General features: G+C 63.8%; 20 protein-coding genes. 11 read left to right on the top strand and 9 right to left on the bottom strand.

Features of this window, described 5'->3' with window-relative positions; translation table 11 throughout:
* The first annotated feature begins 111 nt into the window (after window positions 1-111).
* From UP09_RS03630 to UP09_RS03610, 5 genes are all read left to right on the top strand, one after another.
* Window positions 112-1,314 carry a CaiB/BaiF CoA transferase family protein gene (locus tag UP09_RS03630; protein ID WP_044536631.1) on the top strand — a complete coding sequence of 401 codons (1,203 nt, stop codon included), beginning with the start codon at window positions 112-114 and terminating at the stop codon, window positions 1,312-1,314.
* A gap of 11 nt (window positions 1,315-1,325) precedes the next feature.
* A complete protein-coding gene (locus UP09_RS03625) occupies window positions 1,326-2,492 on the top strand; it encodes an acyl-CoA dehydrogenase family protein (protein WP_044536630.1) in 1,167 nt (388 codons plus the stop codon).
* 120 nt (window positions 2,493-2,612) lie between these two features.
* The gene (locus UP09_RS03620) at window positions 2,613-3,749 is read left to right on the top strand and encodes a thiolase family protein (protein WP_044536629.1); all 1,137 of its coding nucleotides are present in this window, start codon (window positions 2,613-2,615) and stop codon (window positions 3,747-3,749) included.
* Window positions 3,746-4,105 carry a Zn-ribbon domain-containing OB-fold protein gene (locus tag UP09_RS03615; protein WP_044536628.1) on the top strand — a complete coding sequence of 120 codons (360 nt, stop codon included), beginning with the start codon at window positions 3,746-3,748 and terminating at the stop codon, window positions 4,103-4,105. The genes UP09_RS03620 and UP09_RS03615 overlap by 4 nt, the downstream gene beginning before the upstream one ends.
* 419 nt (window positions 4,106-4,524) lie before the next feature.
* Window positions 4,525-5,052: a carboxymuconolactone decarboxylase family protein gene (locus tag UP09_RS03610; RefSeq protein WP_044536627.1), complete on the top strand. Its 528-nt coding sequence runs from the start codon at window positions 4,525-4,527 to the stop codon at window positions 5,050-5,052.
* A 66-nt stretch (window positions 5,053-5,118) separates the two neighbouring features.
* Here the strand turns inward: UP09_RS03610 and glsA are convergent, their stop codons facing one another.
* Both glsA and UP09_RS03600 read right to left on the bottom strand, forming a co-directional pair.
* Window positions 5,119-6,978: a glutaminase A gene (glsA, locus tag UP09_RS03605; protein WP_044536863.1), complete on the bottom strand. Its 1,860-nt coding sequence runs from the start codon at window positions 6,976-6,978 to the stop codon at window positions 5,119-5,121.
* Between the two features lie 290 nt (window positions 6,979-7,268).
* Complete coding sequence (locus UP09_RS03600) at window positions 7,269-7,490, bottom strand: acyl-CoA carboxylase biotin carboxyl carrier protein subunit (RefSeq protein ID WP_044536862.1); 222 nt, start codon at window positions 7,488-7,490, stop codon at window positions 7,269-7,271.
* A 130-nt stretch (window positions 7,491-7,620) separates the two neighbouring features.
* Between UP09_RS03600 and UP09_RS03595 the strand changes: the two genes are divergently transcribed.
* Together UP09_RS03595 and UP09_RS03590 are read left to right on the top strand one after the other, a co-directional pair.
* Window positions 7,621-8,595 (top strand): IclR family transcriptional regulator, encoded by a 975-nt coding sequence (locus UP09_RS03595; protein WP_044536626.1) that lies wholly within the window; start codon window positions 7,621-7,623, stop codon window positions 8,593-8,595.
* Window positions 8,525-10,084, top strand: coding sequence for an acyl-CoA carboxylase subunit beta (locus UP09_RS03590; protein WP_044536625.1), 1,560 nt, complete (start codon window positions 8,525-8,527; stop codon window positions 10,082-10,084). The genes UP09_RS03595 and UP09_RS03590 overlap by 71 nt, the downstream gene beginning before the upstream one ends.
* A 7-nt stretch (window positions 10,085-10,091) precedes the next feature.
* Here UP09_RS03590 and UP09_RS03585 read toward each other — a convergent pair whose 3' ends face one another.
* The gene (locus tag UP09_RS03585) at window positions 10,092-11,261 is read right to left on the bottom strand and encodes a patatin-like phospholipase family protein (protein WP_052832945.1); all 1,170 of its coding nucleotides are present in this window, start codon (window positions 11,259-11,261) and stop codon (window positions 10,092-10,094) included.
* A gap of 230 nt (window positions 11,262-11,491) precedes the next feature.
* Between UP09_RS03585 and UP09_RS03580 the strand changes: the two genes are divergently transcribed.
* Complete coding sequence (locus tag UP09_RS03580; RefSeq protein WP_044536624.1) at window positions 11,492-12,274, top strand: acetoacetate decarboxylase; 783 nt, start codon at window positions 11,492-11,494, stop codon at window positions 12,272-12,274.
* A 54-nt stretch (window positions 12,275-12,328) separates the two neighbouring features.
* Here UP09_RS03580 and UP09_RS03575 read toward each other — a convergent pair whose 3' ends face one another.
* The 3 genes from UP09_RS03575 to UP09_RS03565 all read right to left on the bottom strand — a co-directional run bounded on the left by UP09_RS03575 (window position 12,329) and on the right by UP09_RS03565 (window position 16,678).
* Window positions 12,329-13,627: an MFS transporter gene (locus tag UP09_RS03575; RefSeq protein WP_044536623.1), complete on the bottom strand. Its 1,299-nt coding sequence runs from the start codon at window positions 13,625-13,627 to the stop codon at window positions 12,329-12,331.
* Between the two features lie 238 nt (window positions 13,628-13,865).
* Complete coding sequence (locus UP09_RS03570) at window positions 13,866-15,062, bottom strand: acetyl-CoA C-acyltransferase (RefSeq protein WP_044536622.1); 1,197 nt, start codon at window positions 15,060-15,062, stop codon at window positions 13,866-13,868.
* Window positions 15,063-15,889: 827 nt separating this feature from the next.
* Window positions 15,890-16,678 carry a type III pantothenate kinase gene (locus tag UP09_RS03565; protein ID WP_044536621.1) on the bottom strand — a complete coding sequence of 263 codons (789 nt, stop codon included), beginning with the start codon at window positions 16,676-16,678 and terminating at the stop codon, window positions 15,890-15,892.
* 270 nt (window positions 16,679-16,948) lie between these two features.
* On the opposite strand from UP09_RS03565, the gene UP09_RS03560 reads away from it, so the two are divergent.
* A complete protein-coding gene (locus UP09_RS03560) occupies window positions 16,949-18,211 on the top strand; it encodes an MFS transporter (RefSeq protein ID WP_044536860.1) in 1,263 nt (420 codons plus the stop codon).
* Window positions 18,212-18,322: 111 nt separating this feature from the next.
* Here the strand turns inward: UP09_RS03560 and UP09_RS03555 are convergent, their stop codons facing one another.
* Together UP09_RS03555 and UP09_RS03550 are read right to left on the bottom strand one after the other, a co-directional pair.
* The gene (locus tag UP09_RS03555) at window positions 18,323-20,602 is read right to left on the bottom strand and encodes an FdhF/YdeP family oxidoreductase (RefSeq protein ID WP_044536620.1); all 2,280 of its coding nucleotides are present in this window, start codon (window positions 20,600-20,602) and stop codon (window positions 18,323-18,325) included.
* Between the two features lie 281 nt (window positions 20,603-20,883).
* Window positions 20,884-21,516, bottom strand: coding sequence for a LysE family translocator (locus tag UP09_RS03550; RefSeq protein WP_044536619.1), 633 nt, complete (start codon window positions 21,514-21,516; stop codon window positions 20,884-20,886).
* A 248-nt stretch (window positions 21,517-21,764) separates the two neighbouring features.
* Between UP09_RS03550 and UP09_RS03545 the strand changes: the two genes are divergently transcribed.
* Complete coding sequence (locus tag UP09_RS03545; RefSeq protein WP_082069952.1) at window positions 21,765-23,480, top strand: tetratricopeptide repeat protein; 1,716 nt, start codon at window positions 21,765-21,767, stop codon at window positions 23,478-23,480.
* 11 nt (window positions 23,481-23,491) lie between these two features.
* On the opposite strand, the gene UP09_RS03540 is transcribed toward UP09_RS03545, so the two are convergent.
* Window positions 23,492-24,262 (bottom strand): enoyl-CoA hydratase, encoded by a 771-nt coding sequence (locus tag UP09_RS03540; RefSeq protein WP_044536618.1) that lies wholly within the window; start codon window positions 24,260-24,262, stop codon window positions 23,492-23,494.
* Window positions 24,263-24,391: 129 nt separating this feature from the next.
* Here UP09_RS03540 and UP09_RS03535 point away from each other — a divergent pair, with 129 nt between their 5' ends.
* Window positions 24,392-24,955 carry a PaaI family thioesterase gene (locus UP09_RS03535; protein WP_044536617.1) on the top strand — a complete coding sequence of 188 codons (564 nt, stop codon included), beginning with the start codon at window positions 24,392-24,394 and terminating at the stop codon, window positions 24,953-24,955.
* Window positions 24,956-24,962: the final 7 nt, after the last annotated feature.

Here is a 24,962-nt window from a genome sequence, read left to right as displayed (position 1 = left end):
GCCACGATCGGCTCCGGTACGCATACGCCCATACGCCGGGCACGGCTTGATCTCCGCGAAAACCTCCCGTTACTAGGTTTCCAACCAGAACAGCCGGGAGCGCATAGGACCATGGGACCACTGCAGGGCATCAAGGTCGTCGACATGACGACCGTGCTGATGGGACCCTATGCCACCCAGATGCTCGGCGATTATGGCGCCGACGTCATCAAGGTGGAATCGCCCGATGGCGACGTGACGCGACAGATCGGGCCGACGCGGCATCCCGGCATGGGCCCGGTGTTTCTCAACACCAACCGCAGCAAGCGCTCGATTTGCCTCGACCTGAAGAAGCCGGCCGGGCGCGAGGCCGTGCTGCGGCTGATCGCGAAGGCGGATGTGCTGGTCTACAATGTGCGCCCGCAGGCGATGGCGCGGCTGCAGCTCGGCTACGATGTGGTCTCGAAGATCAATCCGCGCCTGGTCTATGCCGGCGTGTTCGGCTTCGGCCAGGAGGGGCCTTATGCCGCAAAACCCGCCTATGATGATCTGATCCAGGGCGCCACAGCCTTGCCGGCGCTGATGGCGCAGACGTCCGACGGCGTGCCGCGTTACGTGCCGAATGCACTGGTCGACCGCATCGTCGGTCTCACCGCGGTCGGTGCGATCTGCGCCAGCCTCGTGCATCGCGACCGGACCGGGCAGGGCCAGCGCGTCGACGTTCCGATGTTCGAGACCATGGCGGGCTTCGTCATGGGCGATCACATGGGCGGGCTGACCTACGATCCGCCGCTCGACAAGGGTGGATACGCGCGACATTTGTCGCCGGACCGGCGGCCCTACAAGACCTCGGACGGCTATATCTGCGTGATCGTCTACAACGACAAGCAGTGGGAGAATTTCTTCAAGGCCACCGGCCGCGAAGATCTCCGGAGCAATCCGAAATTCGCGACCTTCGCCGGCCGCGCCACCAACATTGATGTTGTCTACGCCGAGCTCGCGCGCATCCTGCTGACGAAGACCACGGCCGAGTGGAGCGATATCCTCGAAAAGGCCGACGTGCCCGTGATGCCGATGCACGATCTCGAGAGCCTACTACAAGATCCGCACATCGTCGCCACCGAGGTCTTCCCGGTCACGGAGCATCCGACCGAGGGCCGCATTCGCAATATGAAGGTGTCGGCACGGTGGTCGGAGACCAAGGCGGAGCCGCAGCGGCTGGCGCCGCGGCTCGGCCAGCACGGCGAGGAGATTTTGCGGGAGGCGGGCTTCTCCCCCGACGAGATTGCCGCGATGGCACGCGACGGCGTCACCAAGCTCGCGCCCACCACTTAAGGACAGCGCCCATGGATTTCGCACTCTCCGCCAACCAGGAATCGATCCGCGACGCCATCGGAAAAATCTGCTCGCGCTTCGACGATGCCTACTGGCTGAAGAAGGACAAGGAGGGCGGCTACCCGGCCGACTTCCACCGTGCGCTGGCCGATGCAGGCTGGCTCGGCATCTGCATCCCCGAGGAATATGGCGGCTCCGGCCTCGGCATCACCGACGCCGCGATCATGATGCACACGATCTCGTACTCGGGGGCCGGCATGTCCGGCGCATCGGCCGTGCACATGAACGTGTTCGGGCTCAATCCTGTCGTCGTGTTCGGCACCAAGGAGCAGTGCCACCGCATGCTGCCGCCGATCATCGACGGCCGCGACAAGTCCTGCTTTGCGGTGACCGAACCGAACACCGGCCTCAACACCACCCAGCTCAAGACGCGCGCGGTGCGCCAGGGCGACAAATACGTCGTCAACGGCCAGAAGGTGTGGATATCGACCGCGCAGGTCGCCAACAAGATCCTGCTGCTGGCACGCACCACGACACTGGAAGAGGTGCGCAGCCCGACCCACGGGCTGAGCCTGTTCTACACCGATTTCGACCGCAAGCGCGTCACCGTGCACGAGATCGAGAAGATGGGCCGCAAGACCGTCGACTCCAACGAATTGTTTTTCGAGAATTTTGAGATCCCGGTCGAGGACCGCATCGGCGAGGAGGGCCGCGGCTTCGAATATATCCTGCACGGCATGAACCCCGAGCGCATCCTGATCGCGGCCGAAGCTGTCGGCCTCGGCCAGATCGCGCTGAAGCGGGCGTCGGACTACGCAAAGGGCCGCATCGTCTTCAACCGACCGATCGGCATGAACCAGGGGATCCAGCATCCGCTGGCGAAGAACTGGATGGAGCTCGAGGCCGCCTGGCTGATGGTGCTGCGCGCCGGCTGGCAATACGACCAGAGCCTGCCGTGCGGCCCGGCTGCCAACGCCGCAAAATATCTCGCGGCCGAGGCCGGCTTCCATGCCTGCGAGCAGGCCGTGATGACGCATGGCGGCTTCGGCTATGCCAAGGAATACCACGTCGAGCGTTACCTGCGGGAATCCCTGATCCCGCGCATCGCGCCGATCAGCCCGCAGCTCATCCTCAGCTTCATCGGCGAGAAGGTGCTCGGCCTCCCGAAGTCGTATTGACGTGATGATCGTAATTGTAGCCGTCATTCCGGGGCGATGCGAAGCATCGAACCCGGAATCTCGAGATTCCGGGTCTGGTCCTTTGGACCATCCCGGAATGACGGAAGAAGGCATAGGGCCATGAGCTTCGTCACCGGCGTCGGCCTCACGTCCTTTGGCAAGCGCGAAGGCTCATCCTCGCTCGACCTGATGAGCAAGGCGGCCGAGTCAGCCATCGCCGACGCCGGGCTGAAGCGATCCGACGTCGACGGCATCCTGTGCGGCTATTCCACAGTCTCGCCGCACATCATGCTGGCGACCGTGTTTGCCGAGCATTTCGGCATTCGTCCGTCCTACGCCCACGCCGTGCAGGTCGGCGGCGCGACGGGGCTCGCGATGACCATGCTGGCGCACCATCTGGTCGATGCCGGCGTGGCAAAGCACGTGCTGGTGGTCGGCGGCGAGAACCGCCTGACCGGGCAGAGCCGCGACGCCTCGATCCAGGCGTTGGCCCAGGTCGGCCATCCCGATTACGAGGTGACGCTGGGGCCGACAATTCCTGCCTATTACGGTCTCGTCGCGACGCGCTACATGCATGAGTACGGCGTCACGCAGGAGGACCTCGCCGAATTCGCGGTGCTGATGCGCAAGCACGCGTTGACGCATCCCGGCGCGCAATTCCATGAGCCGATCACAATTGCCGACGTGATGGCGTCCAAGCCGGTGGCGATGCCGCTCAAGCTGCTCGATTGTTGCCCGGTGTCCGATGGCGGCGCGGCGTTCGTGATCAGCCGCGAGGCAACCGGCGACAGGCGGGTTCGTATCCGCGGCTGCGCGCAGGCGCACACCCATCAGCACGTCACGGCCGCGCCCGCGCTGAGCGAACTCGGCGCGGAGATTTCGATTGCCAAGGCCAAGGCGGAGTCTGGCATCGCCATTTCGGACGTCCGCTACGCCGCGATCTATGACAGCTTTACGATCACGCTTGCGATGCTGCTGGAAGATCTGGGCCTCGCCAAGCGAGGCGAGGCGGCGGCACGGGTCCGCGCAGGATATTTCGATAAAGACGGCGAGATGCCGCTCAACACCCATGGTGGTCTGCTCAGCTACGGCCATTGCGGCGTCGGCGGCGCGATGGCGCATCTCGTCGAGACCCATCTGCAGATGACCGGCCGCGCCGGCAATCGTCAGGTTCGCGACGCCTCGGTCGCGCTGCTGCATGGCGATGGCGGCGTGCTGTCGTCGCATGTCAGCATGTTCCTGGAGCGCGTGCGGTGAGCGGGCCAATCGCAGACTGGACCAAGGGCGCCGAAGCAATCGTCTATCAGGTGTGTAGCGCGTGCAGCGCCCGGCAATATTTTCGCCGCAGCTTCTGCGCCGCATGCGGCTCGACCGACCTGACGGAGAACCAAGCGACCGGGACAGGGACGATCTATGCAACGTCGCTGGTCTGCCGCGCCGCGACGCCAGAGACGCGAGCGCATGTGCCTTACAACATCATTCTTGTCGATGCCGAGGAAGGCTTCCGCATGATGGCCCATGGCGACAACGATCTAGCCATCGGCGACAAGGTCGCGGCGCGCTTTACGCAGTTCGCGGGGCGGCTGGTTCCCTACTTCGTCAAGGCGAAGTGAGGGGCTTGGGCGATCCAATCAGAACGCGAGACCAGAGCCGGTGTCGCCTTTCGCCCCTCGCAGTTGCGGAACCTATCGCCAGTAGAAAATGACGCTGGCGATGACGAGCATTGCCGTCACCGCCAGCATTTGCGCAAGCGCCTCCGAGGCCGCCCTCTTGGTGGCTTCCTTCATGCGTTCTCCCTAGACCCGGGCATGACTCATCGTTGCGCAAACAGCGCGCAAGACGGCCAGATTTTGTACTCGGAACACCCCGCGACGAGTATTCGCTTTGATGAGTCCCCACTCAGCGAACATCGACCGTCTCAGGGTTGTATAGCATTGCGGCGGCAATTTGGCTCGCCCGTGTTGCTCCCGCGACGGCTGACAGATAGTGTTTTGGAACCCGATAGAAACGACAACACGATCAAGGTTTGGAAATGGCCCGCATCGACTACTCCGATCCCGCGAATGCAAGTCCGCGCACCCGCGAAATTCTCGACAAGAACCGTAACGCCAACATCTTCCGCATGATGGCGCATTCGCCGAGCTATTTTGAGCAATATTGCCGGCTCGGCGGCGCGATCCGCCACAAGGGCGAGCTCGATGCAATCGTGCGCGAGCTTGCGATCACGCGCACCGGCATTCTCTGCGAGGCGCCCTACGAGATCGTCGCCCACAAGCGGATCGGCAAGAATGTCGGCGTCACCGACGAGCAGAACGAAGCACTGGACAACTGGCAGCAAGCTACGTGCTTCAACGAGGTGCAGCGCGCGGCGCTGGCCTTCACCGACGAGGTCGTCAAGCTGAAGAAGCCGACCGACGCGACCTTCAAGGCGATCGCGTCGAAGCTGACGCCGGCCGCGCTGATCGAACTGCAGCTCTCGGTCGGCTTCTACATCATGACGTCGAAGTTCTTGGAGACGTTCGAGATCGACCTGCAGCCGGTGACGGAAGTGGTGAGCTGATTTTTGACCACGCGGGAGCTTTCTTCGCCTCTCCCCGCGAAGAGCGGGGCGAGGGAGAAGAGCGAGCTAGCCCGACGTCAGCAGATCCACCTTCGCATTCGCGACGATCAGCCGATCGGCAAGCAGTTGCGCGAGATTGCGCATGACGCGCTCGCCCGCGTGGGGGTGCTGTTTGGTGAAGCGCTCGAAATCGGCGATCGCCACCTCATAGGCGGTCGCCGACATGTCGGCCAGCACGTTGGCAGAGCGCTTCGGCTCCAATAGCGCCATCTCGCCGAATGCCATGCCGGCGGTCAGCGTCGCCAGCCGGATGCCGTCGGGCAGCGTGACGTGCACTACGCCGCTGCGCAGGAAGAACAGCGAGGTGGCGGTTTCGCCCGCGGTGATGATCTTCTCGTTCGGCTGATAGGTTCTGATCGTACCGAGCGAGGCAAGGTCGGTCAGTTCCTCCGCGCTCAACCCGGCAAGCAGCGGCTGTTCGGACAGTTCAGTGGTTTCGAGGAAGTCGATCGAGCCGCCGTAGCGATAAACGATCTGGTCCTCCGCCCATTCGATCGCGGTATCGAGCAGGTAGAAATCCCTGATGTTGCCGAGCTGGCTGGTCCATTCGTTGATTGTCCTCCACTCCCGCGACGTCTGTTTGATCCCTGACAGGATCACGGTGACGCCGAGCTCGGCCAGGTCCTTGAAGGCTTCCGCCACCAGCCGGGCGCCGGCGCGCGTCGTCGCGGTGACGCGGCGCAGATCGAAGATCACGAACTCCGGACGCCGGCCACCGCCGAGACGGCGCGAGACGTAGTCGACATTGGAGAGCGACAGCGTGCCGACCAGCTCGATGACGCGCACCTCCTGGAAGTGTTTGGCCAGGATCTCCTGCTCCTGCGGCCGGCGGACGCGCCGCGATGGGTTCTTGCCGATATTGTAGTCGGCGATGATGCTGTGGCGGGCGTCGTCGCTGCGGTTGAGCATGTGCAGGTCGTAATGCGCCGACAGCGCCTCGCAGACCTTGATGCCGCGCACGCTGTTGCCATGCTTGTCGAGATTGGGCGAATAGCTGCCAAGCCCGAGCCGCGCCGGCAATGCCGCCAGGATGCCGCCGCCGACGCCGCTCTTGGCGGGAATGCCGACGCGGTAGATCCATTCGCCGGCATAGTCGTACATGCCTGACGACGTCATCACCGAGAGCGTGCGGGCGATCGCGTAGGGCGTCACCACCTGTTCGCCGGTCAACGGGTTGATGCCGCGATTGGCGAGGGTCGCCGCCATCACCGCGATGTCGCGCGCGGTGACGAGGATGGCGCATTGCCGGAAATAGACGGCGAGCACATCAGGTACGTTTTCGGTGATCACACCATTGGTGCGCAGGAGATAGCCGATCGCGCGGTTGCGGTCGCCGGTCGCGCTCTCGGACGCGTAGACCGCCTCATCAACGCCGAGCTCCCGGCCGGCGAAGCGGCCGAGCGCGTGCCGGACGTATTCGAACGCGCCATCGCCCTTGGCGGAGTGGATCAGGCCGGAGCAGGCGATCGCGCCTGCATTGACCATCGGGTTGAACGGATGGTTGTCCGCGTTCAGCCTGATCGAGTTGAAGGGATCCCCCGACGGCTCGACGCCGATCACGCTTTCCACCCGCTCGGCGCCCAGTGTGTCCAGCGCCAGCGCGAACACGAACGGTTTCGACATCGACTGGATGGTAAAGGGGATTTTGGTGTCGCCGACCTCGTAGACATGGCCGTCGAGGGTCGCAAGGCTGATGCCGAAATGGGCAGGGTCGGCCTTGCCGAGTTCGGGAATGTAGTTGGCGAGGGCGCCGCCGGTCTCGGGCAGGAACTCTGCGTAACAGGCGCGCAAAAACCGCAGCAGCGGCGGCTTCGAGCTGGTCCAGGCCGTGGTGATGGCGGTGACGGGAGGCGGCGATTGTTTCATCGCCTCATGTTGTGCAACGCAATCAAGATGCGCGCAACCGAGTGCGCCCGGACATTTGGTGTCGGGCAGGTCGGTCAGGATGGGTCCGAGATTCGATGGCAATCGGTCTCGAACCGAAGCACCAGCCAAGCGAGCGATCGCTCGCTAATTGTTTCATCTTGTGAAACTTTTGTGCCGAAAATGTTTTGAAAGCAAAACCGCTGACGACGCTGTGTCGCTTGAAAGATGAGACGATACAGAAGGCGGTATTTGCGAAGGGAGGATCGCACGAAGAGGCGGGACGGTCGTCGTCAGGTCTCGACGATCGCAATCGCCTGGCCTTCGGCAATGACATCGTCGATCTTCACCAGAATAGACTTGATTTTACCTGATGTTGTCGAGGTGATCGGTATTTCCATCTTCATGGCTTCGACGAACGCGATTTCGTCGCCGTCGCCGATGCTGCTGCCGGCTTGAACAGAAAGCGCGCAAACGCGCCCCGCAACTTCGGTCACGACCTTGATCTCTGGCATTCCACTCTCCGATACCGTCTTGCGGAAATTTCGTCCGGCGAACGGCTTTTTGTTGTGGCCGCAGATTGCCTGAGGTAGCGTCATCTGCAAGTGGAATTTTATTCCGCATGACGGAATGGAGAGAAACAATATGGGACGGCGCTCGGAACGGCTTAGCCGGCAGGGACTACTCGCCAGCGAGACAGGCGATGGCGACGTGATCCAGGTGGTGTCGCGCGCCTTTGATGTATTGCGGTGCTTCGAGGGGCACGAGGCGCGGCTCGGCAATCTCGAAATCGCCAACCGCTGCGGCCTGCCGCGCTCGACGGTGTCGCGTCTGACGCACACGCTGACGCGGATGGGACAGCTCGTCTATCTGCCGCGCGATCAGAAGTATCGCATCGGCCCGAGCGCGGTGGCGATGAGCACGACGATGATGAAGGGGTTGCAGCTTCGCAACCTGGTCCGGCTGCGCCTGCAGGAGGTCGCGGATCAACTGCCCGGCACCGTGGGCTTCGTGATCCCCGACCGCTTTCAAATGGTCTATCTCGAATTTGCCCGCGCCGCGAACGCGCTCGGCCTGCACGAGACCACCGGCAGCCGCATCTCGATGGCGACGACAGCCGCCGGCCAGGCCTACACCGCGGCACTTGATCCGGCGCTCGGCGACGCGCTCATCGCCGAGATGGAGCGCGAGCTGCCTGATGGTGCCAAGCTCCTGACGCCGCGCATCGAGGCCAATCGTCGTCACCTGCGCGAGCACGGCTATGTCGTCGCCTGCGGCCTGTGGAGCCCCCATATCAACGGCGTCGGGGTGCCGCTCTGGTCGCCGCAATATCAGACCTATGTGGTGACCACGATCGGGCTGCTCTCGGCGATGTATGATGAGAAGCGGCTGCACAAGGAGGTCGCGCCGCACATGGTCGACCTCGCGGCCGCGGTCGGTAGCCTGCTCGAAGGCGCCGACGGCGACATCTTCACCAATCGGATCGAGCGAAAATCGCTTCCGGTGACGGCCCATAACAACAATAAAATCATCAAGACGGAGGCAATGAATGAACTGGAAGCCGGAACTCGACGACCTCGCCCGGCGCGAAGCGTTCGCGCGGGAGATGGGAGGCGTTGACAAGGTCAAGCGGCAACGCGACCAGGGTCGGCTTACCGTTCGCGAGCGTATCGACGGGCTGGTTGATCAACAGAGCTTCCACGAGATCGGTGCGATCTCCGGCATCGCCGAATATGACGAGAACAACGAACTCAAGCAGCTGACGCCGGCGAACTGCGTGTTCGGCCGCGCCAGGGTCGACGGCCGCACCGTGGTGGTGGTCGGCGACGATTTTACGGTGCGCGGCGGTTCGGCCGATGCGTCGATCTCGGCCAAGCCGCTGATGGCCGAAGAAATGGCGCATGATTTCCGGCTGCCGATCATCCGCGTGATCGAGGGCTCCGGCGGCGGCGGCTCGGTCAAGACGATCGAGACCAAGGGCGCCGCCAATCTGCCCGGCGGCGTCGGCGGCACGCGCTGGTACTGGTACACGACATCAAATCTGGCGCGCGTGCCCGTGGTCGGACTCGGGCTTGGCTCGGTCGCAGGCCTCGGCGCCGCAAGGCTGGCGGCGACGCATTACTCTGTCATGACCAAGAGCTCCGCGATGTTCGTCGCCGGACCGCCGGTGGTGAAGCGGCTGGGCCAGGATTTGACCAAGCAGGAGCTCGGCGGCGCCGATATCCAGACCCGTGCAGGTGCGATCGACCAGGCCGTCGAGACGGAAGAGGAGGCGTTCGGCTACGCACGGCGTTTCCTCTCCTATCTGCCGTCGTCGGTCTACGAGCTGCCGCCGACCATTCCCTGCGCCGATGATCCCCAGCGTGCCGAGGAGTCACTGCTGACGGCCGTGCCGCGTAATCGGCGGCAGGTCTACAAGATGCGCCCCATTATCGAGGCCGTCGTCGACAAGGGTTCGTTCTTCGAGGTATCAGCCAATTACGGCCGCCCTGTCATCACCGGTCTGGCGCGCGTCGAGGGTCGTGCAATGTTCGTGCTCGCCAGCGATCCCTTCCATTATGGCGGCTCCTGGACTGCAGATGCCTGCCAGAAGGTGGTGCGCTGGGTCGACTTCGCCGAGACCTTCCATCTGCCGGTGGTCTATCTGATGGATTGCCCCGGTTTCATGATCGGGCTCGAGGCGGAGAAGTCCGCCACCATCCGCCACGGCGTGCGTGCGATGGCGGCGGTCAACCAGAGCACGGTGCCCTGGTGCACCATCATCATCCGCAACGCCTTCGGCGTCGCCGGCGTGGTACATCAGCCGGCCAACCGCTTCTCGATGCGCTACGCCTGGCCGTCGGCCTATTGGGGCTCGCTGCCGCTCGAAGGCGGCATCGAGGCGGCGTATCGCGCCGAGATCGAAGGGGCCACTGATCCAGCCGCCAAGCTGAAGGAGATCGAGGATCGTCTCAACAAGCTGCGCTCGCCGTTCCGTTCGGCCGAGAAGTTCTGGGTCGAGGAGGTGATCGACCCCCGCAAGACGCGTTCACTGCTCTGCGAGTTCGCGCGTCTCGCCGAGCCGATCCGTAACGTCGGCCCGCCGAGCAACATGTCGACGCGGCCGTAGGCAGGTCCTACGGCTCGCTCTCGCGATGCACGTCGTGGATCACGATACCCATGCCGCTCTCGGGCATCTTGATCCAGTCGCGCCGCTTCAGCGAGCGCTTGGTGTCCTCATGTCCGCTGGCCCAGTGCTCGCGCATCGAGGTGCCGGAGAATTCGTGATCCTTGGCGTCGCCCTCATAGGCCTTCTGCTGATAGATTAGTTGCAGCAGCGTGATTCCCGGTAGCGTGCTGTTGGACTTCTTGAGCTTGCGTTCGTCCTCCGACAGCTGGTCGTCGGGGATTTTCGCCAGCGCGTTGTGCAGGGCGGTGCGCAGGCTGTAGGTCTTGCGGTAGACGTCGGTGTTGTAGCGGGTGCGCGAGGAATACATGATGTCCTTGTGGCGGGCCATCACGTCCTGGATGTCGCGCGGCAGCGTGCCGCGAGCCGAGAACAGGTCGACCTGGAACACCAGCGAGTTGGCGTTGTCTTCCTGGTCGAGCAGATGCTGCAGCGGCGTGTTGGAGACGATGCCGCCATCCCAGAAATGATCGGTGCCGACCTTTACCATCGGCAGGGCCGGCGGCAGTGCGCCGCTCGCCATGATGTGCTCAGGAATGATCTCGTCATGGGCATTGTCGAAATAGATGAAATTGCCGGAGAGCACGTTCACGGCGCCGACCGCGAAGCGCATTGTCTTCGAATTGATGCGGTCGAAATCGACCAGCTCGAGCAGCGTCTCGCGCAACGGCGTGGTGTCATAATAGCTGGTGGCGGTGCGCGAACCGGTCGGGCTCAACCATGGATTGGCTTGATGCGGGGTGAAGAAGCCGGGTTGCCCCAGCGTCGTCGTCATCAATGAGCTGGTGAAGTTGCGCGCCTTGCGGAAGATGTCGCCGTCCGGCGTGTAATGCCAGATCTTGCGGCTGGTGATGCGGTCCCAGAACGTATGCAGCCGCTCCAGCCGCTTTTCCGGCGGATTGCCGGCGATGATCGCCGAGTTGATCGCGCCGATCGAGACGCCGCACACCCAGTCCGGCTCGATCTTGACCTCGTGCAGCGCCTGATAGACGCCGGCCTGGTAGGCGCCGAGCGCGCCGCCACCCTGCAGCACCAGCGCGACCCGATTGCACCCCTCGGGTCGCCAGCCTGGCATCTGGTGATCGATATCGTCGTCGAAATGAGGGGATCGCGCATCCATGACTGGTACTCCAATTTGCGGCGAGAATTCAGCGCGGGCGTGACGCCGTGATGACAAGCCGCTACCCGCGCGCGGTGCATCTGGCGCGTTTGCCTGCATGGTCAGCATTGGCCTCTCCGCAAAACGCAGGTCACAAAGGTCAGGTCACGCGGCTGACGGAAATCCCTCACATCGTTGTCAATCTCGGCGGCTAGCCTCCGATCAATTTTTCCAAACAGGGGGATTTCACGATGCGCAGGGAAGATCTGCTCAAGCTTCCGTCGATGCCGGCTGCCGGTCCGAGCTATCCGGCCGGCCCCTATCGTTTCGTCGACCGTGAATTCCTCGTCATCACCTATGAGACCGATCCGGAGCTGATCCGCGCCGGCCTGCCCGAGCCGCTGGAGCCGATCGCCGATCCGATCGTGCATTATGAATGGATCAAGATGCCCGACTCTTCCGGCTTCGGCAGCTACACCGAATCCGGCCTCGTGATCCCCGCGCGGCTGCACGGCGAGGACGTCAACTTCGTCTGCCAGATGTATCTCGACGACGATCCGCCGATCGCGGCCGGCCGCGAGATCTGGGGCTTTCCGAAGAAATACGCCCATCCCAAGCTCGAGATCGTCAAGGATACGCTGACCGGCACGCTGGAATATGCCGGCCAGCTCGTCGCCATGGGCACGATGGGTTACAAGCACGAGGCCATGGCCGGCAATGGCGACGTCACGCGTGCGACGCTGTCGAAGACGCAAATCAATCTGAAGATGATCCCGGGCGTCGATGGCCATCTGGAAATTTGCCAGCTGGTCGCGATCAACCTCACCGACATCGTTGTCAAGGGCTCGTGGATCGGGCCCGGCCGGCTGCATCTGGTGCCGCATGTCAACGCGCCGGTGGCCGATTTCCCGGTCAAGCGCGTGATCGGCGCGCATCATTTCCTCGCCGATTTGACGCTGCCGTTCGGCCGCGTCGTGCATGACTACAACAAGCAAGCCCTCGAGGCGGCGCCGACCGGCCTTGCGGCGGAGTAGCAGATGTCGCCGATTGGCCGTGCGCGACTGGTTCGCGCGCGGCCACCGGTATTTTCAGGCGGCGACTGGTTTCGCCTGTGGTTGCGGCTCCGGCCGCGAGATCGCCAGCACGATCACAGACGCGAACACGCACAGCGCGCCCGCGATGAAGAACGCCGGCAGATAGCTCGCGTAGAGCGTCCGCGACAGGCCTCCACCGAACGCGGCAACGCCGGCCCCGAGCTGATGGCCGGCAAAAATCCAGCCGAACACCATGTTGGCGCGCTCGGCGCCGAAGCGCTGCGCGGTCAGCCGCACGGTCGGCGGCACGGTCGCGATCCAGTCGAGCCCGTAGAACATTGCAAACAGCGACAGGCCGTAGAACGAGAAGTCACTGAACGGCAGCCAGACCAGCGACAGCCCGCGCAGGCCGTAATACCAGCACAGCAGATAGCGATTGTCATAACGGTCCGACAGCCAGCCGGAGATGATGGTGCCGAAGAAGTCGAAGATGCCCATCGCGGCGAGCAGGCTCGCGGCCTGCACCTGCGGGATGCCGTAGTCGAGACACATCGGGATCAAATGGACCTGGACCAGGCCATTGGTCGAGGCGCCGCAGACGAAGAAGGTTGCAAACAGGATCCAGAACACCCGCGACTTCGCGGAGTCGCGGAGCGTGCCGAGCGCGGCCGCCATGATCGGCGCATTGGCCGGCGGAGGGGCGGGCAAGGGCGCGGTGCCCTCATCGCCGAATGGACGCAGGCCAAGGTCGCTCGGCCGGTCGCGCATCAGCATCAGCACGGCAAAAGCGGCGACGCCGAGCGCGACGCAGACCAGCGCCAGCGCGACGCGCCAGCCATAGCGCTCGGTCAGGGTTGCAAGCAGCGGCAGAAAGGCCAGTTGTCCGGTCGCGACGCTCGCGGTCAGGATACCGACGACGAGGCCGCGGCGCGCTGCGAACCAGCGCGCGGCGATCGTCGCGCCCAGCACCAGCGCGGTCATGCCGGTGCCGATCCCGATCACGACACCCCAGAGCAGCATCAACTGCCAGACGTGGGTCATCGCCAGTGAAGCCAGCAATCCGGACACCACGATCAGCTGCGCCGCCAGGGTCACGTTGCGCAGGCCATAGCGGTTCAGCAGCGCGGCGGCGAACGGCGCCATCAGCCCGAACAGGATGAAGCGGATCGACAGCGCGGAGGAAATCTCGGCGGTGGACCAGCCGAACTCCTTCTGCAGCGGCACGATGAAGACGCCGGGCGCGCCGACGGTGCCGGCCGAGATCAGCCCGGCAAGGAAGGTGACACCGACCATCACCCAACCGTAGTGGATGTTGCGGCGGGCGAGGGATGCAGCAAGCCAGTTCGAGATCATTGGGCCCCAGATGTCTGACAGGAAATCAATTCGAGATAACATAGCACGAGGGAGCAACGTCTAAAATGACATGGTTCCCTCGTTTCAGGACTCGGCTTGGGCGGCTCGTCATTGCGAGGAGCGAAGCGACGAAGCAATCCATGGCTCCACATTCGCTGTGGAATGGATTGCTTCGCGGAGCCTGTCATCGGGCGCGCATTCGCGCGACCCGTTGGCTCGCAATGACGGCGCTTTGGCACTAATGCACCACCCGCTCCACCGCGATCGCGGTCGCTTCGCCGCCGCCGATGCACAGTGCCGCGACACCGCGCTTCAGGCCGTGCGCCTCCAGCGCATGCAGCAGCGTCACGATCAGCCGCGCGCCGGTGGCGCCGATCGGATGGCCGAGCGCGCAGGCGCCGCCATTGATGTTGAGCTTGTCCCGGGGAATCCCGAGGTCGCGCTGCGCGGCCATCGCCACCACAGCGAACGCCTCGTTAATCTCGAACAAGTCGACATCGCCGACGCTCCAGCCGACCTTGTCGAGCAGCTTTCTGATCGCCGGGATCGGCGCTGTCGTGAACCACTGCGGCTCCTGGCTGTGGGTGGCGTGGCCCTTGATCTCGGCCAGCACCGGCAGCCCGTCGCGATCGGCGAGCGAGCGCCGGGCCAGGATCAGTGCCGCGGCGCCGTCGGCATTGGCCGAGGAGGCGGCGGGCGTGATGGTGCCGTTGGCGCGGAACGCCGGCTTCAGGCCGGGGATTTTCGCCGGATCGACCTTCAGCGGATGCTCGTCATTGGCGATGATGCGCGGGCCGGCCTTCTCCGCAAGCGTGATCGGCGCGATCTCGGCTTTGAAGGCGCCGCCCTCGACCGCCTTGCGGGCGCGGCTCAGTGTCTCCATTGCATAGGTGTCCTGGTCGGCGCGGGTGAATTGATAGGCTTCTGCGGTGGCCTCGCCGAAATCGCCCATCGAGCGGCCGGTCTCGTAGGCGTCCTCCAGCCCGTCCATCATCATGTGATCGATGATGCGGTCGTGGCCGGCGCGATAGCCGCCGCGCGCCTTCTGCAAAAGATAAGGCGCGTTGCTCATGCTCTCCATGCCGCCAGACAGCACGATCTCGGCCGAGCCGGCCTTGATGATGTCGTGGGCCAGCATGGTAGCCTTCATGCCGGAGCCGCAGACCTTGTTGACCGTGGTGGCGCCGGTGGCATCGGGCAGTTTGGCGCCGCGCGCGGCCTGGCGGGCAGGGGCCTGGCCCTGGCCGGCCGGCAACACATTGCCCATGAACACCTCGTCGATGCGCTCCGGCGCCAGTTTGGCGCGCGCGAGCGCCGCCCCGATGACATGCGAGCCGAGTTTATGGGCGGCAAGAGGCGTGAGTTCCCCCATGAAACGCCCGAGGGGGGTGCGGGCGGCGGACAGGATGACGACGGGATCGGGGCTGGTTGCCACGGTGGGACTCCCTTGAATGCCGGAGATTCTATTGAATTATATGCATCATATGATGCGGCGCAAAAAATGCAACTGGCATGACGAATTGTCGTGTTCGCATGAAGTGGATCGGGAGCAACGATGGGCAGAGTGGCCCGACCATGCCGTCGTCCCGGCGAAAGCCGGGACCCATACTCCGCAGCAGGTGTTGTGAATGGGATTCGTCGTTCCAGCGGCGTACAACAATCAACATTCGTGGTTATGGATCCCGGCCTTCGCCGGGACGACAGTGAATTTGTGGCGCGGTCTGTGAGACATACATTCGCCTTCTCGCGACATGGTTTGTCCGAGCTTTGCATGTCGTTCCGCCCTCTCTCGAAACAGAGGGCGCAGGGAAAGCCGGGTGCACGCTGCACCCGCGGTCCCGTGTGCAAGAGTAGAAAGAGAACCGCACACGAGCATACAGGTCCAGCGGAGGCACTCCGGCTTTCCCTGCGCGATGGGTTACGGCTTATACGTGCTCTCCCCGGTGAGCGCTTTGTTGCCACCGTTGTCTCTGGGAAGCGTCAGCTTCTCAAAAACTTTCCGCCTGCATTGCAGCGTCAGGACCACACGATTTCACCGTCCGCCTCATGCGCTCTCGTCAGTTGCGCAATCAGCGGCCACCGCATCCCACCGCGCGTTCGTGACGTGCGCTCGCCCCTCAATCGGGTGGGACGAGTGCATTAAACGGCTGAGTTGGGGGCGGTGTCAAGAAAAACTTCCGAAAAAACGAAATTATTTCTGTCGCGGGCTTGCGCCGTCGGACAACTCAGTGATTGAGAATTTCGGCGCGAACGCGCGATGAGCTATCGATGCTCTGGATGATGATCCCGGGTGTTGCGCCGGTATATCACCAGCAAGCCGCGAATCGTCAGGTCGGGATCGAAGTGGTCGATCGCCGGTGTCGCGTCGTGGAACAACGCTGCGACGCCGCCGGTGGCAATGACCGTCATCGCTTCGTTCCGCTCCGCCTTGATGCGCGCGATCATCCCCTCGATGAGCGCAACGTGACCCCAGAAAATTCCGGACTGCATGGCGCTGATCGTGTCGTCGCCCACCACCCGCAGGGGCTTTTGCAGCGCGATCCTGGGAAGCTTCGCGGCCGCCGCGTGCAGAGCCTCCATCGACAGGTGTACACCCGGCGCAATCACACCGCCTTCGAAGCCGCCATCGCTCCCGATCACGTCCAGTTTGGTGGCGGTCCCGCTGTCGACGATGATCAAAGGCCCTGAATAGAGTTCGCGCGCACCGAGCGCATTGACCAGGCGGTCCGATCCAACCTGCGACGGCTTGCTGGTCCGCACCTCGATGCCAAGTTCGGCATTCTCGCCGACGATCAACGGCTCGACGTGCAGGTATCGGCGCGACAGGTTTCGCAGGTTGAAAATCGACTGTGGCACGACACTCGATATCACACAGGCGTTCAACAGGCCGAATTCCAGTTTGTGCATCGCCATGAGCTGCGACAGCCACACGGCGTACTCATCGGCGGTACGGCTGGATTCGGTGGCCGAGCGCCATTGGGCGAGCCAGCGTTCGCCGTCATGAACGGCGAACACGCTGTTGGTGTTACCCTGCTCAATCACCAGAAGCATCGATTGATCCCATGTGATCCAGACGCTAACGCGCGATGCGCGATCTTCTCGGTCACGCCCAAGTTGCGGCTGATGAACAGCACAGTCAAGCCGTTACGCGGCCGCCTGACGATCGCCGAAATTGACGGCCCCATCCGATGTCGTCGCGCATGGCCGCATGCGGCACTTCTGATTGACACGGGCATCGTCAGCGTTAGGGTCTGCGAACCGGACGTTTTTCAGAAGAATCAAGAAAAGGGCAGGGCACGCCGTGAAACGCGTCATCGCGTCTTGAGCGGGCTTGCGCGGAGATCCGCGCTCGCGCCGTTTCGTATCCGCAACTATCGCTTTCAATGGCCATCCGATCTGCTGACGTCCTGGGCGTTCGAGGTCGAGACGCTGGTGCTCGGCTGGTACATCATGGTCGAGACCGGCTCGGTGCTGCTGTTGACCGTGATGGCTTCGCTGCAATATGTCGGGACGCTGATCGCGCCGGTGCTCGGGATGGTCGGCGACCGCATGGGGCATCGCAATCTTCTCGCCGTGATGCGCTTTGCTTATACGGCGCTCTCCGCGACGATCATGACGCTGGCGCTGTCAGGCCATCTGGCTCCGGTGAATGTCATGATCATCGTCGCGATCATGGGCCTGATCCGCCCCTCGGATCTCGGCGTGCGCGGCGCGCTGCTCGCCGACATCATGCCCTCAGAGATACTCGTCGGGGCCATCAGCCTGGCACGCACCACGCAGGACAGTGCGCGCATCGCCGGCGCGTTGACCGGTGCCGGATTGTTCGCGCTGCTTGGCATCGGCTATGTGTATGTCGCGATCGCCTGTTTCTATTTCGCGGCGGCTGTCCTGATGCTGTGCATGACTCCTCCGGCCCAAACGCACGGCACTGTGGCGCATTCGGCGGACGCTGGGCCCGGCGCCAGCCTGCTCCATGACCTGAAGGAGGGCATCGTCTACGCCTGGAGCGGCCCGGGCATGCGTGCCGCGCTCTGCGTCGCGTTCCTGGCCAATCTCACCGCGTTCCCCCTGACCAACGGCTTGCTGCCTTACGTCGCGCGCGACATCTTCCATACCGACCAGACCGGTCTCGGCTATCTCTCGGCGAGCTTCGCGGTCGGCTCGCTGATCGGCTCGATCACGCTCAGCCTCGCCAGTGGCGTGCGCATCGCCCGGCTCCTGATCGGCGCGACGCTGGCCTGGTACGCGATGCTGCTGGTGTTCGTCGAACTCAGGACGATCCCGGTGGCGATGGCCTGCCTTGTGCTTGCCGGAATGGCGCAGAGCATGTCGATGATCTCGGCGGCCGTGATGCTGATGCGCAACGCCAGCGCCCATCTCCGCGGCCGCGTGATGGGGGTGCGCATGATGGTGATCTACGGCCTGCCGCTCGGGCTGCTCGCGGCCGGCAGCCTGATCGACCTGATCGGCTATACCGCGACCGGCTCGCTGCTTGCCGTCGCAGGCTTCATCGCGATGCTGGCGATCGCGCTGCACTGGCGCGCCGATCTCTGGCCGCTGCACGCGCCGGCGAATGCAAGGTAGAGTCAGCTCCGTAGCCCGGATGGAGCAAAGCGCAATCCGGGGCGGCTTGACCCGCGGACGGCGCACCCCCGGATTACGCTGCGCTTCATCCGGGCTACGGGCTCTGTTCTGTTACGCCGCCCGATCGGCGCTGCGGATACGCACTGGCACTGACTTATATGACGGCGTGCCGCTTGCCTTGTCCTGATAGTCGAGGGGCACGAGGCCGTTGGCTTCCGGGTAATAAGCGGCGACCGATCCGCGCGCGATGTCGTAGACGATCGCTGTGAGGGTGAGACACCGCTTTCGCCCCGAGGGCAGGGCGGTCTCGATCTCGACCAGATCCCCATGGGCAAGCCCAAGTCCGGTCAGATCAGCTTCGTTCGCGAACAGCACGTCGCGCCGGCCGAACACGCCGCGATAGCGGTCGTTCAGCCCATAGATCGTGGTGTTGTACTGGTCGTGGCTGCGGATGGTGGTGAGCTTGAGGATGGTCTTGTCCGACAGCACCGGGTCTTCCTCGAGGCCATCGTAGATCAGGAATTCGGCCTTGCCCGACGGCGTCGTCCATTTGCGTTCGGTCGGCGGCAGCGGGAGGCGGAAGCCGCCGGGAGTCCGGATGCGCGCGTTGTAATCCCTAAAGTCGGGGAATACGCCCTCGATGGCGTCGCGGATGCGGTCGTAGTCGGCGATCAGCTCGGCCCACGGCACCTTGCTCGCCGGCAAGGTCGCCATCGCCATGCCGGCCACGATGGCCGATTCCGAACGGAGATGCTCGGAAGCCGGATTGAGCCTGCCGCGCGAGGCGTGCACCATCGTCATGGAATCTTCGACCGTGATGACTTGCGGTCCGGAGGACTGGACGTCCTGCTCGGTGCGTCCCAGCACCGGCAGGATGATCGATTGCTTGCCGATCAAGAGATGCGTGCGGTTGAGCTTGGTCCCCAGGTGGACCGCAAGTTCGAGCTTGCGCATCGCCGCCTGGCAACGCTCGGGGTCGGACAAAGCGACGGCAAAATTGCCGCCGAGGCAGATCAGGACTTTCGACCGGCCGTCGTCGATCGCCTCCATCGCAGCAACTGAATCATGGCCGTGATGCCGCGGCGGCTTGAAGCCGAAGGTGCGCTCGATGCCCTCGAACATCGGAACATTGGGTTTTTCGGTAATGCCGACGGTGCGGTTGCCCTGCACATTGGAGTGGCCGCGCAACGGGCAGATGCCGGCGCCCGGCTTGCCGAAATTGCCCTTCAACAGCAGCAGGTTTGCGATCTGCTGGACATTGTCGGTTCCGCGGGTGTGCTGGGTGATGCCCATGCCGTAGGTGACGATGGTGGCATTGGACTTTGCATAGGCGGTGGCAACCTCGGCGAGCTGCGCGCGGGTGAAGCCGGAGACGGTCTCGATCGCCTCCCACGCCGTTGCGCCGAGGTCGGCGGCGAACGCAGCAAAACCGTGGGTGTGCTCGGTGATGAAGGCGTGATCGAGCACGTCGTGCGTGATCGCATCCTGCTCGAGCAGCGCCTTCATGACGCCCTTGAGCACCGCGGCATCGGCGCCGACCTTCGGCTGGTAATAGGTCGAGGCGATCCGCGTCGAGCCCAAGGTCGCCATCTCGATCGCATCTTGCGGATCGGCGAAGCGCTCCAGCGCGCGTTCACGCAGCGGATTGAACACGATGATCGGCACGCCGCGGCGCGAGACCTCGTGCAAGGTGCCCATCATGCGCGGATGATTGGTGCCGGGGTTGTGGCCCATCGCGATGATCAGCTCGCAATGGTCGAAATCGTCGAGCGACACCGTGCCCTTGCCGATGCCGATCGATTGCGGCAGGCCGACGCTGGTCGCCTCGTGGCACATGTTCGAGCAGTCGGGGAAATTGTTGCTGCCGTACTCGCGCGCGAAGATCTGGAACAGGAAGGCCGCTTCGTTGGAGGCGCGGCCTGAGGTGTAGAATTCGGCCATGTTAGGATCGGGCAGGCTGCGGAGACTCTCGCCGATCCGCGCGAAGGCCTCGTCCCATGCGATCGGCTGGTACATGTCGCTCGCGGCGTCATACACCATGGGGTGGGTCAGGCGCCCCTCGTTCTCCAGATGGAAGTCGCTCCAGCCGAGCAACTCGGTGACGGTGTGGGCGGCGAAGAATTCCGGAGTGGTGCGTTTGCTGGTCGCTTCCCAGGTCACCGCCTTGGCGCCGTTCTCGCAGAACTGGAACGTGGAGGTGTGCTCTTTGTCGGGCCATGCGCAGCCCGGACAATCGAAGCCGTCGGGCTTGTTGGTGTGCAGCAGCGTGATCGGCGCCTCGACCAGATCCATCTGGTCGCGAACGGCCACCGCAGTGGCTTTGAGGGCGCCCCATCCGCCCGCCGGGGCGTTGTAGGGTCGGATGCCCGGAACGTCGCGCTTTTGGACCATATGTCCTCCTGCAGCTCCTAGAGAATGACCTCGTGTGTCGATCCCGAAGTTAATTGTTCGTTTGGCCGTAGCCACAGCCATCGGCGAGACCAGCGGGCACCGATCGACGTTCTCGATCTGAACCGCCTGTCTCGCGATGCAGCCTAGACTAATAGGCTGGGTCCTGCGGTCAACAGTCTGTCAGGTCGGACCAGCGAGGGTGGCCCGCATGTCGCGGAGCCTGTCATCGGGCGCGCATTCGCGCGACCCGTTGGCTGATGCGGGCTACAAAAAGGCTGCCGTCAGCGCCGCCCGTCATACACCAGTCGCACCGCCAGGCCCGCGAAAACAGTCGCGAGCAATATTTGGGGTACGCGCTGCAGCCTGTTGCGCCCGGTCAAGGCCCTGCCGATTCGACTGGCGGTCATGATGACCAGTCCATTCACCACCAGACCCACCAGATTGAGCACGGTCGCCAGCACGAGAATTTGTCCTGCTACGGCGCCTGCGTCGGGGCGCACGAATTGCGGGAACAAGGCCAACACGAACAACGCCATCTTCGGATTCAGCAGATTGGTGAACAACCCCTGACGGAATATTTGCGGGAGCAGAAAGCGCGGCAGTGCTGCGATCGGCCGAAGCGAGGCGCCGTTCGACCGCAATGCTTTCCACGCGAGATAGAGCAGGTAGGCCGCACCGGCATAGCGCACGGCGTCATAGGCAAACGGAACAGCGAGAAACAACTGCGACAGGCCAAACGCAGCGGCGAGCGCATGGCAGTAGGTCCCGACCTGGATTCCCGCCAATGATGCAAAGCCTGCCGCGCGCCCCTGGGTCGCGCTTCGAGACGCGATGAGCAGCATGTCCAGGCCAGGCGTGGCGGTGAGCGCCAGGCAGGCAAGTGTGAACAAGGCAAGGGTGGAAAGGTCCGGCATCAACAGTCTCTCGGATGTCGGGACCCAATGTGTACGGACCGACTCATGATCCGTAAAGGTCAAGAGGCGACGTTCTGAGGTGATCTCAACAAGCGCAGTCCGGGCCGCGCGAATGCACGCCCAATCACAGGCCCCGTAGTAACCCGGACACGGCGCCTCCACAGGCCGCGATGGTGCGCGCGCCCTTGTCGCGGTCCACGTTGTCGCGGTAAAGTAGTAGTCCACGGCAACTTTGGGGGAGGATTGCCATGACACGAATTGCCATGACCAGGGCGGGATATCGCGTCTCCGCACTCGCGGGCGCGCTGATAACAGCGGCGGTCGCGTCCGGTACAACACCGGCGCACGCGGTGACGCAGCAGCAGAGCGCTTGGTGCGAGAACAAAGGCGGCGCGTTTTCGTTCGATCTCGAGATCAGCGGCTGCACGGCCGCGATCGAGTCGGGCAAATGGTCGGGCAAGAACCTCGCCTGGGCCTTCAGCAACCGTTGCAATGCAAGGAACGAGACGAACAATTACGATGGCGCGATCGCGGACTGCAGCCAGGCGATCCAGCTCGACCACGCGTTCGCCAACGCCTACCTCAACCGCGGCAATTCCTACACCGACGGCAAGAAGGACGACGAGCGCGGCATCGCCGACTACAACGAGGCGATCCGGCTCAATCCGAAAGCCAAGCAGGCCTACAACGGCCGCGGCAACGCCTATTATCACAAGGACGATTACGACCGCGCACTCGCCGACTACAACAAGGCGATCGAGATCGATCCGCACTATTCGCGCCCGCACGAGGGCCGCGGCAATATCTACGCGGTTCGCAAGGACAATGATGCGGCGATCGTCGAATACATGGAAGCTATCAACCTGGATCCGAAGCTCGCGCACCCCTACCTCAACCTCGGTATCGCCTACAAGACGAAGCAGGATCTCGACCGCGCCATCGCGGCCTACAACTCCGCGATCCAGCTTAATCCGAAGCTCGCCTCGGCCTATTACAACCGCGGCCTTGCCTACAAGGCGAAAGGCGAAGCCACCGCCGCGGCGACCGACTTTGCGGACGCGATCCGGCTCGATCCGAAGCTTGCCGATTCCGTGAAGATGCAGGACACGATCGAGCAGTGCACCAATCTCGGCGACAAGGTTCAGGCGGATATTGCCGTCGGCGCCTGCACGACGGTGATCCAGTCCGGCAAGTGGTCCGGCGCGGGCCTCGCATGGGCGTTCTCCAACCGCTGCAATAACCACAACGCCAAGCGCGAGTACGACCAGGCCATTCCCGACTGCGACCAGGCGGTCCAGCTCGATCCGAAACTCGCCAACGCCTTTTCCAACCGCGCCAATTCCTACTACGGCAAGCGGGACTACGACCACGCGATGGCCGACTACAGCGAGGCGATCCGGCTCAATCCGAAACACGCCAACGCGTTCAACGGCCGCGGCCTGGTCTACCTCAACGGCAAGACGGATCGCGAGCACGCGATCGCCGATTTCACCGCGGCGATATCAGCCAACCCGAAGCACGCCAACGCCTTTGCCAACCGCGCCAACGCCTACGAGCGTAACAAGGACTACGACCACGCGGTCGCCGACTACAGCGAGGCGATCCAGCTCGATTCGAAAAGCCCAAACTTCCTTAACGGCCGCTGCTGGGGCCGCGCCGTGCTCAACCGCGATCTCACGGCGGCGCTGGCGGACTGCGATGAATCACTGCGGCTGCGGCCTGACGACGGCAACACGCTGAACAGCCGCGCACTGGTCCAGTTCAAGCTCGGTGCGCTGGACAAGGCGGCGGCCGACTATGACGCGGCGGTGAAGCTCGACCCCAAGGACGCCAGTTCGCTCTACGTCCGCGGCGTCATCAAGCAGAAGAGCGGCGACGCGGCCGGCGGCGACGCCGACATCGCCGCGGCAAAGGCCATCAAGGCCAGCGTCGCGGACGACAATGCTGCAATTGGAGTGAAGTGAGGGCGTAGCCGCTACCGCTTCCGATCCAGAAATCCTTGCATCAGGCGTTGCGGCTCGCCGGTCAGGAAGGATTGGCCGAACACGCCGACGCTGAGGTTGACCGACTCGGTCAGCGGCAGCTCTTCCCATTGCCGCAGCAAGTCCTTCTGGATGCGCAGCGCCTCGGGGCCGCATTCCAGCAGCGCCTTCACGGTGTGCGCAACGGCCTCGTCGAGGCCGCCGGGCTTTGCCACCGTGTCGACCAGGCCCCAGGCGAGCGCGGTCGGCGCGTCGATGTTCTCTGCCGTCATCATCAGCCAGCGCGCGCGGCCCCAGCCGATCAGCCGCGGCAGCAGGGCTGCGTGGATCACCGAGGGGATGCCGACGCGTACCTCGGGCATGCCGAACATCGCATCATGCGCCGCGATCCTGATGTCGCAGGCCGCGGCGACCTCGAGCCCGCCGCCGAGGCACCAGGCGGGCAGGCGGGCGATCACGGGTGCCGGGAATTTTCGCACGGCCTCGCAGAGGTCGCGCAGGCGGCTGATGAATGCTTCGGCTGATGCTTGATCGAGCTTCGCCATCTCCTTGATGTCGGCGCCGCCGATCATGCTTCTCTCGCTTTCGCCCGCGAGAATTATCGCACGGATGCTGCGGTCGGAGGCTAGCTGCTCGAAACCGGCGCGGACTCCATCCGTCACGGCTGAGCTCAGGATGTTCAGTCGGCCGGCGTTGCAGATCGTCAGGCGGACGACGCCTCTGGCGTCGCGGTCGATACCGCAATGGGGATTGAGCATGTCCATGGTGATGGTCTCGCGACAGTGAATTGATCGCGCCATGTCCCGGACAATGCCTGCGACTGTCAAGAGACGGCAGTTGCGCCGCCGCGTGCGCTGCAATAGAATTATAGGCATAATATAAAAGGAGCCGCCATGACAGCCAACGACACGACCGACCTGTTTTCGCCCGATTTGCTGCGCGTGCGCGTCGTGGAATGGCAGGCGCCGGGACCGGCCGCGAAGGCCGCCGTGGCGATGTCGGGCATCGAGGCGATGTGCGCGATCCGCGACGGCCGGCTGCCGCCGCCGCCAATGGCCAAGCTGATCGGCTTCCGCATGAGCGTGGTCGAGCCGCAGCGCATCGTGATGGAACTCGATCCGGAGGAAAGCCTGGAAAACACCATCGGCCTGATGCACGGCGCGACCGCGGCCGCCCTGCTCGATACCGCGATGGGCTGCGCGATCTCGACCGTGCTGCCGGCGGGGCAGACCTCGGTCACGCTCGACCTCAAGCTGACCTATCTGCGGCCGCTGTCGGTGCGCTCGGGAACCATTACCGCCGAGGGCAAGGTTATCAAGCTGGGACGGCAGACCAGCTACACCGAGGGCTTCGTCCGCGACGGCAAGGGCAGCCTCGCAGTGCACGCAACAGCGACGTTTTCCATGATCGGTGGGGAACCTGGGAAACAAGATAGGACACAGGAAAAAACGAAATAACTGCAGC

The organism is Bradyrhizobium sp. LTSP885, assembly GCF_000938305.1.
Lineage (GTDB): Bacteria > Pseudomonadota > Alphaproteobacteria > Rhizobiales > Xanthobacteraceae > Bradyrhizobium.
The sequence above is the reverse complement of the archived record's forward strand: the minus strand, read 5'-3'. Positions and strand labels throughout refer to the sequence as shown.